10 protein-coding genes are annotated in these 11,728 nt (G+C 70.8%); 1 reads left to right on the top strand and 9 read right to left on the bottom strand.

Annotated elements, in window-relative coordinates:
* Positions 1-35 precede the first annotated feature (35 nt).
* From ACIQID_RS13985 to rsmI, 8 genes are all read right to left on the bottom strand, one after another.
* The gene (locus ACIQID_RS13985) at positions 36-1,205 is read right to left on the bottom strand and encodes a glycoside hydrolase family 1 protein (RefSeq protein WP_136051661.1); all 1,170 of its coding nucleotides are present in this window, start codon (positions 1,203-1,205) and stop codon (positions 36-38) included.
* Between the two features lie 41 nt (positions 1,206-1,246).
* Positions 1,247-2,947, bottom strand: coding sequence for an ABC transporter ATP-binding protein (locus tag ACIQID_RS13990; protein ID WP_400287131.1), 1,701 nt, complete (start codon positions 2,945-2,947; stop codon positions 1,247-1,249).
* Between the two features lie 5 nt (positions 2,948-2,952).
* Entirely contained in the window at positions 2,953-3,885 is a 933-nt protein-coding gene (locus ACIQID_RS13995) for an ABC transporter permease (RefSeq protein ID WP_025105609.1), read from the bottom strand.
* Positions 3,882-4,862, bottom strand: a complete 981-nt coding sequence (locus tag ACIQID_RS14000; protein ID WP_187661998.1) for an ABC transporter permease — start codon at positions 4,860-4,862, stop codon at positions 3,882-3,884. Before ACIQID_RS14000 ends, ACIQID_RS13995 begins: the two co-directional genes overlap by 4 nt.
* On the bottom strand, positions 4,859-6,523 hold the full coding sequence (locus tag ACIQID_RS14005; RefSeq protein ID WP_400286192.1) for an ABC transporter substrate-binding protein: 1,665 nt from the start codon (positions 6,521-6,523) through the stop codon (positions 4,859-4,861). Before ACIQID_RS14005 ends, ACIQID_RS14000 begins: the two co-directional genes overlap by 4 nt.
* A 156-nt stretch (positions 6,524-6,679) precedes the next feature.
* Positions 6,680-7,774, bottom strand: coding sequence for a LacI family DNA-binding transcriptional regulator (locus tag ACIQID_RS14010; RefSeq protein ID WP_400286195.1), 1,095 nt, complete (start codon positions 7,772-7,774; stop codon positions 6,680-6,682).
* A 251-nt stretch (positions 7,775-8,025) separates the two neighbouring features.
* A complete protein-coding gene (locus ACIQID_RS14015; protein WP_400286198.1) occupies positions 8,026-8,616 on the bottom strand; it encodes a class I SAM-dependent methyltransferase in 591 nt (196 codons plus the stop codon).
* Between the two features lie 119 nt (positions 8,617-8,735).
* Entirely contained in the window at positions 8,736-9,557 is an 822-nt protein-coding gene (rsmI, locus tag ACIQID_RS14020; RefSeq protein ID WP_400286201.1) for a 16S rRNA (cytidine(1402)-2'-O)-methyltransferase, read from the bottom strand.
* A 96-nt stretch (positions 9,558-9,653) separates the two neighbouring features.
* On the opposite strand from rsmI, the gene ACIQID_RS14025 reads away from it, so the two are divergent.
* Positions 9,654-11,207 carry a dolichyl-phosphate-mannose--protein mannosyltransferase gene (locus tag ACIQID_RS14025; protein WP_400286204.1) on the top strand — a complete coding sequence of 518 codons (1,554 nt, stop codon included), beginning with the start codon at positions 9,654-9,656 and terminating at the stop codon, positions 11,205-11,207.
* Positions 11,208-11,247: 40 nt separating this feature from the next.
* Here ACIQID_RS14025 and ACIQID_RS14030 read toward each other — a convergent pair whose 3' ends face one another.
* Positions 11,248-11,727 carry an Lrp/AsnC family transcriptional regulator gene (locus tag ACIQID_RS14030; protein WP_105950214.1) on the bottom strand — a complete coding sequence of 160 codons (480 nt, stop codon included), beginning with the start codon at positions 11,725-11,727 and terminating at the stop codon, positions 11,248-11,250.
* Position 11,728: the final 1 nt, after the last annotated feature.

Below are 11,728 nucleotides of genomic sequence, written 5' to 3' on the forward strand. Positions count from 1 at the left end.
GTGCCCCCATGCCCGTGGTTACGCCGTGCGGCTCGTCAGAGCCCATTGCGGCGGGCGACCTCGCCGAGCCAGGCCAGCGAGGGCTTCGGGAACCGCTCGAAGGTCTCGTGGTCGAAGCCGATGAGACCGAACGTCGGCCGGAATCCACTCGCCCATTCGTAGTTGTCCAGCGCGCTCCAGTGCTGGTAGGCGCGGACCTCGATGCCGTCGCTGATGGCGCGGTGCAGACCCTCCAGCGCGCCCTGCGTGTAGGCGATGCGGCGGGTGTCGTCGGCCGTGGCGATGCCGTTCTCCGTGACGAGCACGGGGACACCGCCGCTGCGCTCCCACGCGCTGCGCACGCCCAGCTCGAGGGCCTCGGGGAAGAACTCCCAGCCCGTCAGCGTCGTCTCCACGTCGGGCGACACCGGCAGCGGTCCCTCCGGGCCGATGAACGTGCGGGTGTAGGCCTGCACGCCCACGAAGTCGTCCCCGGCGGACTGCTCCAGGTACCAGTGGTCGCGCGGGTCGCCGTACGTCGCGAGCATCTCGTCCGCGCCGGGCTCGCCGGTGGAGTGGAAGGCCTGGGTGGCGATCGTCCAGCCCGCCTGCACCCCGGGCACCGTGTGCAGGATCTCGGACGCCCGCCGGTGGGCCGTCAGCAGGGTGTCCGCGACGCCGAGGTCGGGGTTCGGCAGGCCGTAGGCGACGAGGTTCGCCGCGTCCTCGCCCCCGGCGAGCATCGCCGCGATGTTGGGTTCGTTGATCGTGCACACGTAGCGCACGCCGTCGAGGATCGGCAGCACGGTCTCCACGTAGCGGGAGAACAGGTCCACCGCGTCGTCGGCACGCCAGAAGCCGTCCTTCTGGAACCACTGCGGCACCGTGAAGTGCATGAGGGTGACCGTCGGGTCCAGCCCGTTCTCTCTGGCGGTGTCGATCATCCGGCGGTAGTGGTCGAGCATCGCCCGCGAGACGAACCCGCGCTCCGGCTCGATCCGCGCCCACTCGACCGAGAACCGGTAGGAGTTCAGCCCGGCCTCGGCGAGCAGCCGCATGTCCTCCGGGTAGCGGTGGAAGTGGTCGGCGGCGTCACCGGAGGGTTCGACCATGGTCGAGTCGGGCGCGTGTTCCATCGCCCACCAGTTGCTCGTGGTGTTGTTGCCCTCCACCTGGTGGGCGGCGGTCGCGGCGCCCCAGAGGAAGCCGTCGGGGAATGCGAGCACGGATGCGCTCCTCTCTCTTTCTTGCAGTCGTCCGGCGCGCGTCAGCGGGCGCGGGCGGGGTTCGGCACGGCGTCGAGCAGTTCGACCGTGTACGGGTCCTCCGGATGCTGCAGCACCTGCGAGGTCTCGCCCCGCTCGACGACGCGGCCGCTGTTGAGCACGAGGATGTTCTCGGTGACGAGCCGCGCGCTCAGCAGATCGTGGGTGATGTAGAGCATGCTGATGCCCCACCGTTCGCGGAGGTCCTCCAGCAGCGCGAGCACGCCGGCGCGGAGCGACACGTCGAGCATCGACACCGGCTCGTCCGCGATGAGCACCTGCGGGTCGCTCGCGAGCGCCCTGGCGATCACCACGCGCTGCCGCTGCCCGCCGGAGAGCTGGTGCGGCAGCTTGGCGGCGAACTGCTCGACGGGCGTCAGGCCCACCGTCTCCAGCAGTTCGAGCACGCGGGCCCTGGCCTCCGCCCCGCGCAGGCTCGTGTAGTTCACGACGGGACGGGTCAGGGCGTACTCGACGGTGCGCAGCGGGTTCAGGGCCGCGTACGGATCCTGGAACACCATCTGCACGTCCTTGCGGAGGTCGCGGAGTCCTCGGCGCTTCAGGGCCGCCACATCGACATCGCCGAAGCGGATGCGGCCCGCGGTCGGCTTCTCGACCCCGGTGAGCATCTTCGCGATCGTCGACTTGCCCGAGCCGGAGGCACCGACCAGTGCCAGCGCCTCCCCCGGCTCCAGGCGGAAGGACACGTCGTCGACCGCGACGACCGGATCCTGCCCGCGGCGCGGTGCCGGATAGCGCTTGGTCACGCCGTCCACGACGATCGCGGCATCCGCTCGGCGGGCGTCCCGCGGCGACACGGTCGGCAGGGTCTCGGTGACGTCCGTGCGGCTGCGTCCCTCCCGGCGGCGGGTGCCGAGATCGACGAATCCGGGGATCTCGATCTTCTCGGCGCGCGGGTCGGCGTAGTGGCTCAGCAGCATCCGGGTGTACTCGTCCTGCGGACGGTGCAGGATGTCCTGGCTGGGGGCGTCCTCCACGATGCGTCCCTCGTGCATGACCATCACCCGGTCGGTCGCCTCGAGGACGATGCCGAGGTCGTGGCTGATGAGGATCGCCGTGAAGCGCTCGGACCGCTGCAGCTCCTGGATCGTGTCCATGACCGCGTGCTGGACGAGCACGTCGAGCGCCGTGGTCGGCTCGTCGAACACCATCAGCTGGGGTTCGAGCGAGAGGGCGAGGGCGATCGAGGCGCGCTGCCGCATGCCGCCGGAGAGCTCACCGGGGTACCGGTCGAGCACCTCCGGCTTCAGCCCCACCTTGCCGACGAGCTCCCGCGCCCTGGCCTGGCGCTGCTCGGCGGGCACATGACCGTGCGCGGCGAAGATGTCGCGGAAGTGGTTGCCCACGGTCCGCACGGGGTTCAGCGCGTTCATGCCGGACTGCAGCACCATCGCGAAGCCGCCCTGCCGCTGGCGCCGCAGCTCCTCGGCGTCGAGCTCGCGGATGTCGCGGCCGTCGAAGAGGATGCGGCCGCCGCTGATGCGCGCCGGTGGCTTCTGCAGCCGCGTCAGCGCGAAGCCCAGCGTGGACTTGCCCGAGCCGGACTCGCCGACGAGCCCGACGAACTCGCCGCGCCGCAGCGCGAACGACACGTCGCGCACCGCCGGCACCGGCACCTGGCCCGGGGAGGCGTACTCCACGGACAGCGACTGGACGTCGAGGAGGATGTCGTCGTGCTCCATGGCGCTCATCGGCCCTTCCCTTCGCGCAGGCGCGGATTGGAGATGCCGTCCACGCCGAAGTTGATGAGTGTGAGGCTGAGGGCGAGCAGTGCGATGCACAGACCGGGCGCGAACAGCAGCAGCCACTGTCCGGTGAGCAGGGAGTTGGAGTTCTGCGCCCAGTAGAGCATCGTGCCCCAGCTGACGATGCTGGAGTCGCCGAGGCCGAGGAACTCCAGGCCCGCCTCGGCGAGGATCGCCGCCGTCGCCGCCCCGAAGAGGGTGCCGGCGATGATCGACGTCATGTTCGGCAGGATCTCGCGGAAGACGATCCGCGCCCTGCTGTCGCCGGAGAACTGCGCCGAGGTGACGAAGTCGTTGCCGCGGAGGGACTGGGTCTGGCTGCGCAGCACGCGCGCACCCCACGCCCAGCCCGTCACGACGATCACGGCGATGATCATGAGGATGCCGCCGTTCTGCAGGTAGGCCGCGATCACGATCATCAGCGGCAGGCCGGGGATCACGAGGAACAGGTTCACGATGAACCCGACGACCTCGCCCGCGAACCCGCGCATGTAGCCCCAGCTCAGACCGATCAGCACGGCCACGATCGTGGAGAGCAACCCGGCCGCAAAGCCCACGAGGAGACTGACCTGGGCGCCGTAGATGAGCTGGCTGAGCACGTCCTCCCCCGCGGCGGTCGTGCCGAGCCAGTGCTCCCACGAGGCGTCGGCGTTGCGCGGGAACCCGTTCTCCTTCGGCCCGTAGGGCGCCAGGAGCGGGGCGAACACGGCGACGAGCACGAAGAACGCGAGGAGGCAGAGGCCGATGCGGGCCTTGCCGTTGGACCACAGGGTGCCGACCATGCGGCCGAAGGCGCGCCAGGGGCTGGGCGCAGCGATGCGGGCGGTGGGGACCTTGACGGTCACGGTGCTGGGGGTGGGGTTCGGGGTCGTCATCGGCGAGTCCTCGGGTCGAGAACCCCGTAGAGGATGTCCACGAGGAAGTTGGCGATGAGCACGCTCACGGTGATCATCAGGAAGAGCGCCTGCATGAGCGGGTAGTCCTGCCCGATCACGGCGTTGAAGAGCAGGTAGCCGATGCCCGGGTATCCGAACACCTGCTCGACGAGGATCGAGCCGCCCACCACGCCGCCGAGCGTGAGCCCGAAGCCGGTGAGGTTCGGCAGGATCGCGTTGCGGGCCGCGTAGCGGAGGGCGATCGTGCGACCGCGGAGGCCGTTCGCCTCGCCGAAGGTGATGTAGTCCTCGCCGAGCGTGTTGATCATCGCGTTGCGCATGCCGATGATCCAGCCACCGAGGGAGGTGAGCAGGATCGTCAGGGCGGGCAGGAACGCGTGCCGGACGAGGTCGACGATGAAGTCCCAGGTGAACCCCGGAGTGGTCGTCGCCGAGTAGGCGCCGGTGGTCGGGAACCAGTGCAGCACGTAGCCGAGGAAGAACAGCAGCAGCAGCGCCGTCCAGAAGTACGGGAACGTGCTGAGGAACGACCCGGTCAGCGTGGGCAGCGAATCCAGCCAGGTGCCGCGCCGCCAGGCGGCCATCACGCCGATGAGGGTGCCGATCACGAAGGCGAGGATCGTGACGATGCCGACGAGGCCGAGCGTGTAGGGCAGCGCGGTGGAGACCATGCTCGACACGGTCTGCGGGTAGAACGTGTAAGAGACGCCGAAGTCGAGTCGCACGACCTGGCCCAGGTAGGCCACGTACTGGTCCCACATCGAACCGGTCGGCACCCCGAGCTGCGCCTCGATCGCGGCGCGCGTGGCGTCCGAGACCGGACCGTTCTGGGAGAGCTTCGCGATCGCGGCGTCGGCCGGAGAGCCGGGCATGAGTCGCGGGAGGAAGAAGTTCAGGGTGATCGCGGCCCACAGGGTGAGCACGAACAGGCCGATCTTCTGGAGGACGTACTTCACTGGTCCCCTCCGTCCGTGCGCTTCAGGTGGGTGAAGATCCCCAGCGGCGCCGAGTCGTAGTTCTGCGGGATCATGTACGGGTCTTCCGCGGAGGGCCAGCCGGTGAACTTCGCGTCGTTGAACAGGCCCCAGATGCCGCCGTAGTAGAGGCCGATCACGGGGACCTCCTCGTACACGATGCTCTGCAGCTCGTGCACGATCTCGGTCTGGCGGTCGGGATCGATCGTCGCGCGGAACTCCTCCAGCAGGGCGTCGGCCTCCGGGGAGCGGTAGCGCTCAAAGTTGTTGGTCGTGACCTCGCCGGCCGGCACGTAGAAGTCGCTGGAGAGCAGGCTGTTGTAGGCCTGGTACACGTCGCCGTTGCCCATGCCGCCGATCGCCATCTCGAAGTCGCCGGTGCCGATCGCGCTCTGATACCCGGCGGGCTGCGGGAGCTTGAGCGACACCTTGACGCTGACGTCCGCGAGCTGGCGCTGCACCGTCTGGGCGGCGCGCGTCCAGTCGGAGTAGCCGTTGGCCGTGGTCAGCGAGAAGGCGAGCTGCTCCCCGTCCGGTCCGACGAGCTGGTCACCCTGCAGGGTGTACCCGGACTCGGCGAACGCCGCCAGCGCGGCGTCGTGGTCCTGGGCGAGCATGCCCTGGTCCGGGATCTCCGGGTCGAGGTACTTCTCCTGGTTGGGCAGGATGAGGCCGGTCTGCCCTGCGGGCTGCATGTAGCCCTCGGAGGCGGTCTCCGCGATCTCCTCCCTGTCGAGCGCGAGCGCGATGCCGCGACGGACGTTGACGTCGTCGAAGGGGGCGACCTCGAGGTTGGGCACGAGGGAGATGACGCCGCCCGGCGGGAACCACCAGGTGTTGTCGGGACTCGCCGCCCCCCAGGTGCCCTCGACGTCGGAGATGAAGGAGTAGGCCCAGTCGTAGCCGCGGGTCACGGTGTCGAGCTGGGTGTTCGTGGCCGGCAGGATGATGTGCTCGATCTCGATCTTGTCTGCCTGCCAGTAGTCCGGGTTGCGGTCCATCGAGTACTGCTGGTCGTTGTAGTTGCCGAGCACGAACGGCCCCGTCCCGACCGGGTCCTCGTTGCGCCAGGTGGCCGGGTCCTTCACATCGGCCCACAGGTGCTCGGGCACGATCATGGTCTGCCCGAGGATCGACAGCGAGGGCGCGTCGTCGCTCTGCAGGTGGAACACCACGTCGTCGCCGTCGACCTCGATGCGGTCGATGTGCTGCCACGCGCCCTTGATGTCGAGCGAAGGCTCGTCCTTGATGAGCTGGAACGTGAACGCCACGTCCTCCGGGGTGAGCGCCTCGCCGTCGCTCCACTCCACGCCGTCGCGGACCGTCATCACGATCGTGCGGGCGTCGGGCTGGGTCCACTCGGACGCGAGCCACGGGGTGAGCTCGCCGTCGAGCGGGTTCACCAGGATGAGCGGCTCGTAGATCCACCGTGAGGCCGTCCGGGTGTTCGTGAGGTAGGGGTTGAAGTTCTGCGTGAAGAACGGGTTGCCCTTGTCGGCGTTGATGAGCATCGTGTCGTCGCCGATCGAGGGGTCGGGCTGCGAGCTGATCTGGATGCTGCAGCCGCTGAGCGCGACCGCTGCGGCCGCGAGCCCCACGACGGCGGCGCGGCGCCAGCGTCGGAAGGTGTGCGTCTCTGCCACTGGATGACCTCATGTCGTCTCTGTCATGAAGGGCGCCCCGGGGGGTGGGGAGTCCTGCCGGCCGAAGCCGTACACCAGATTGTAAGCGCATACATTTTGAATCGGCAACCCCGTGGTGAGCCGGGGGTACCTCCGAGGCGGCGCTGTCGCGTCGGCTCAGGAGGGGCGCGTGGAGCTCTCGCGGAGGAGGATCTGGAGCGGCAGACGCGTGGTGAGCGGCGGGGCGTCCGGCTGCTCGAGCCGTCGCGCGAGCACCTGCACCGCCGCGCGCCCGAGCTCGATCATCGGCTGCCGGATCGTGGTCAGCGGGGGCGACACCAGGGTCGCCGCCTCGATGCCGTCGAACCCCGTGACGAGGACGTCGTCCGGCACCCGCACGCCCGCGCCCCGGAACACGTCCATGGCGCCGAGGGCCATCTGATCGTTGGCGGAGATGAGAGCCGCGGGCACGCCGTCGTGCGCGAGCTCCGCCCCCGCCCGACGCCCGGAGGCGCGGGTGAAGTCACCCCGGAGCATGCGTACCGCCGCCGGATCGCGGCCCGCGGCGGCGAGCGCGGTCGACACGCCCTCCCACCGCTGCTCGGCGTCGGGCGAGTCGGCCGGGCCGGCGAGGAAGGCGATCTCCCCCTCCCCGACCTGGGACAGCACGTGGCGGGTCAGCTCCCCCATCGCCTCGACGTTGCTCACCGTGACGTGGTCGTAGGCATCGCCCCGCGGCGGTCCGGACAGCACGACCACCGGGATGCGGCGGGCCAGCCGGGCGAGCACGTCGTCCGGCACGCTGCGGGCGAGCACCATGAGCCCGTCCACACGGCCGGCCATGTCGCGGACGGTGGAGCGGTCGGGATCGTCGCGGCCGACGCCCACCATGAGCACGAACCCCTGCTTCCACGCCTCCAGCTCGGCGCCGCGGAGGACCTCGTCGAGGAACAGCATCGTGGAGTGCGGCGCGTCCTGTTCGTCCGTCACGACCGTGAACGGCGGGCGGGCGGCGGCGGACAGCACGTCGAGAGGCGGAGCGTCCTCGGCGGCGTCGAATCCGGGGAAGTACAGCCCCAGCACCCCGGTCCGGCGTTCCGCGAGACCCCGCGCGCTCCCACTGGGGACGTACCCCAGCGCGGAGACCGCGTCGAGCACCCGCTCGCGGGTCACCGGACGGACGGCCTCCGGCGAACGCAGCACCCGCGACACGGTCGCGATCGACACTCCGGCGCGATCGGCGACGTCGTACACCGTCGCGGCCTTGCTCACGCGGATCTCCTCTCGGTCGCGGTTCTGGTCCAGGTCCTGGTCCTGTTCCTGTCAGCGTAGGACAGTCTCCCCCTCCCCTTGCCCCCCTCCCCTTGCCCCTCCCGCGCGCCGGCGCAGATTCGCGTCGGTGTCGCAGGGATCGAGTCGGTCTCTGCGACACGGTGCATATGTCCGACACGGTGCATATGTCCGACACGGTGCAGACCTGCGACACGGCGCAGATCTGCGAGGGCGTGCCTGGACGGGGCAGGTCAGGGGCGGAGGGCGCGGAGCGCGCCGTGGGGGCGGGAGCTGATCTCGCCGGGCTCGCGCTCGCGGGTCTCGGACCACTGCAGCTCGAGACCGGCCGTGACGAGCAACGGGGACAGGGCGTCGGTGGTCCAGAAGAACGCGGGTGCGACGGCATGCGGGAAGATCACCCGGGGTTCGCCGATGAAGAAGCCGAGGAGCAGGCTCCCGCCGGGGGCGAGCACCCGGGCGAACTCGGCGAACACCTCCGGCAGCTCGGCCGGAGGCGTGTGGATCACGGAGTACCATGCGAGGACGCCGCCGACCGTGCCCGATGCCTGCGGCAGCGTCCGGAACGACCCGTGATGGAACGAGAGGTGCGGATACCGCGCCCGCGCCCCGTGGACGAAGGCCGCAGAGAGGTCGAGCCCCTCGACGTCCCGCCCGGTTCCGGGCTCTGCGCCCTCGTCCCCGTGCAGGAAGGCCGTCCAGTGCCCGGGGCCGCAGCCCGCGTCGAGCAGCCGTCCCGGAGTCTCATCGCGCCACTTCCGGATGAGCTCGCGGTCGCGCGGATCCATCAGCCCCAGGTCTCCCGCGACCTCCCGGTACTCCACGGCCCTCGCGTCGTAGGCACGCGCGACCGAGTCCTCTCCCGCGGGAGGTCGCAGATCCGGGCTCGTGTCGCCCCCGACCCCCGCATCCCTGCGACCCCGGTGCGGATCTGCGACGGGAGTCACCGTGACCGCGCCGCGAGGGCCGCCTGATACAGATCCCGGGAGGACAAGCCCGTCAGGGCCGCGACCTCGGAGGCCGCCTCCTTCAAGCGGGTGCCGTCCGCGACCAGGGCCTGCACCTGGGCGAGGGCGTCCTCCGGGGAGGCCTCCCGCCGCGGCGCCCCCTCGACGACCACCACGATCTCGCCCTTCACGCCGTCGGCGGCCCAGGCGGCGAGCTCGGACGCGGTGCCACGACGGACCTCCTCGTACAGCTTCGTCAGCTCCCGGCACACGGCGATCCGGCGGTCCGCGCCGAAGGCGGCCCCCATGTCGATGAGGGTCGTCGCCAGGCGCGAGGGCGACTCGAAGAACACCATCGTGCGCGGCTCGGCAGCGAGGGCGGAGAGGGTCGCCCGGCGCTCCCCCGGCTTCCGCGGCAGGAACCCCTCGAAGGTGAAGCGGTCCGTCGGCAGCCCCGAGATCGCCAGGGCCATGAGCACCGCGCTGGGCCCCGGGATCGCGGTCACCGTGACCCCCTGCGCCACCGCCTCGGCGACGAGGCCGTACCCCGGATCGCTCACGGTCGGCATGCCCGCATCGCTCAGCACCACGAGGTCGGTCTCCGCGGCGAGCGCGGCCAGTTCCGCGGCCTTCTGCTTCTCGTTGTGGTCGTGCAGCGCGATCAGGCGGGGCCGGTTGTCGATCTTGAGGGCCTGCAGGAGGCGCTGCGTCGTGCGGGTGTCCTCCGCGACGACGATCTCGGCGTTCTCCAGCACCTCCACGAGGCGCCGCGACGCATCGCCCAGGTTTCCGATCGGGGTCGCGGCGAGGATGATCACCCGCCCAGCTTAGGCGCGGGCCCGCGGCGGACCGTCGAGGCGGCTCCGGGGCCGGCATACCGGGAGCACAGGGCGGAGTGTGTCTAGGCTGGACCGGTGACCGCGCCCGAGCCCCTCCTGCCTCTCCCCGAGGAGCGCCTCACGCGTTACGAGCGGCTCCGCGACCGCGTGCTGCACGCGCCGGACTGGGGCCGGGCGATCGGCTGGCTGGCCCCGCTGCTGGTCACCGCACTCGCGGCGGTGCTGCGTCTGGCGAACGTCGGCCACCCGCACCAGCTCGCCTTCGACGAGACCTACTACGTCAAAGACGCCTGGTCGCTGTGGAGCCTCGGCTACGAGGGGGTGTGGGGCGAGAACGCGAACGACGCCTTCGTCACCCTGCAGGAGCTCCCGCTGACGAACAAGGGCGCGTTCATCGTGCACCCGCCGCTCGGGAAGTGGCTCATCGCGCTCGGCATGGCCATCGGCGGCCCGGACAACAGCGCCGGCTGGCGTCTGGCGACCGCCCTGCTCGGTGCGGGATCGGTGCTGCTGGTCTTCCTCATCGCCCGGCGCCTGACCGGCTCGGTCGTGGCGGCGACGGTGGCCGGCACGCTCCTCGCGATCGACGGCCTCAGCATCGTGATGAGCCGGATCGCGCTGCTCGACGGCATCCTCACCTTCTTCGTGCTCCTGGGGGTGCTGTTCGTTCTCATCGACCGCCAGCGCACGATCCCCCTGCTCGAACGCCGGGACCCCGACGACGAGCACCCGCTGTGGGGACCGATCCTCTGGCGCCGCCCCTGGCTCGTCGCCGCGGGGCTCGCACTCGGCGCCGCCTCGGCGGTGAAGTGGTCGGGGCTGTACGTGCTCGCGGGCTTCGGACTCTACGTCGTCATCACCGACGCCCTCGCCCGGCGCCGCGGCGGGGTCGTCGTGTGGCCGGCGTCCGCGGTCTTCCGGCAGGGGCCGGTGTCGTTCGTCCTCCTCGTCGTGCCCGCCCTCGCGGTCTACCTCGCGAGCTGGACAGGATGGCTGGTGACGGCGAACGGCTACGACCGCGGCAGCGACCCGAACCCGCTCATCGCCCTGTGGAACTACCACCAGGCGATGCTCGGCTTCCACGTGGGTCTCACCCGCGGGCACCCGTACGCGAGCCCGGCATGGGAGTGGCCCTTCCTGCTCCGCCCGACCGCCGTGTGGGTGGACGGCGACCCCACCGGATGCGGTGTCGACCACTGCATCGGCGTGATCTCGGCGATCCCCAACCCGCTCATCTGGTACGGCGGCGTCGCGGCCAGCGTGTACCTGCTCTACCGCCTCGTCCGCGGCTGGATCACGCGGCAGCCGGTCGGCCCCGCGCTGAGCCTGCCGCTCGTGGGGCTCGCGGTGACCTACCTGCCCTGGCTGCTGTTCCCCGACCGGACGATCTTCCAGTTCTACACGGTCGTGATGATGCCGTTCCTCGTGCTCGCGCTCACCGTCACGCTGCGGATCATCGCCGGGCGCCGGGAGGATCCGCTCCCGCGCCGCCAGTCGGGAGAGCGGACCGTCCTGATCTTCCTCGGTATCGTCGTCCTCGTCTCGGCGTTCTTCCTGCCGCTGTGGACGGGGATGAGCGTGCCGTACGACTTCTGGCGCCTGCACAACTGGCTGCCCGGCTGGGTCTGACCGACGGGCTGGCCGGCCGGGCCCCGAGCCCGGGGCCCGGTCAGGGGGTCTCGTCGGCCACGTGCTCCACGAGCGGGAGCACGCGACCGGAGAGGTGCGTGCGCATGGCGATGGAGGACGCGGTCCGCGCGACGCCCGGCACGAGGGCCACCCGGTCCAGCACCTCCTGGAGCCGCGTCGCATCGCGGGCGACGAGCCGGAGCTGCATGTCGCTCGCGCCCGTGACGGTGTGCATGTCGACGATCTCCGGCACCGCGTCCGCGAGGGCGGTGGCGACGTCGTCGTGTCCGACCTTCTGATCGATCTCGACGAGGCAGAACGCCACGACGCCGTACCCGAAACCGGCGGGATCGATGCGCGGCACGATCGCCTCGATCACGCCGCCCTCGTGCAGGCGCGCGAGACGGCTGGTCGCCGTCCCCCGCGCGATGCCCAGCCGGCGTGCGCACTCGAGCAGGGGCAGCTGCGGCGACTCCGTCAGCAGCCGGATCAACGCGGCGTCGAGGCGATCGATCCGCACG

It is taken from the genome of Microbacterium sp. NPDC091676 (assembly GCF_044756645.1).
Classification (GTDB): domain Bacteria; phylum Actinomycetota; class Actinomycetes; order Actinomycetales; family Microbacteriaceae; genus Microbacterium; species Microbacterium paraoxydans_D.

Bases quoted from the DNA above. Each gene is read 5' to 3' on its own strand.
- ACIQID_RS13990 (WP_400287131.1), bottom strand. From the start codon at position 2,947: ATGGAGCACGACGACATCCTCCTCGACGTCCAGTCGCTGTCCGTGGAG.
- ACIQID_RS13995 (WP_025105609.1), bottom strand. From the start codon at position 3,885: ATGACGACCCCGAACCCCACCCCCAGCACCGTGACCGTCAAGGTCCCC.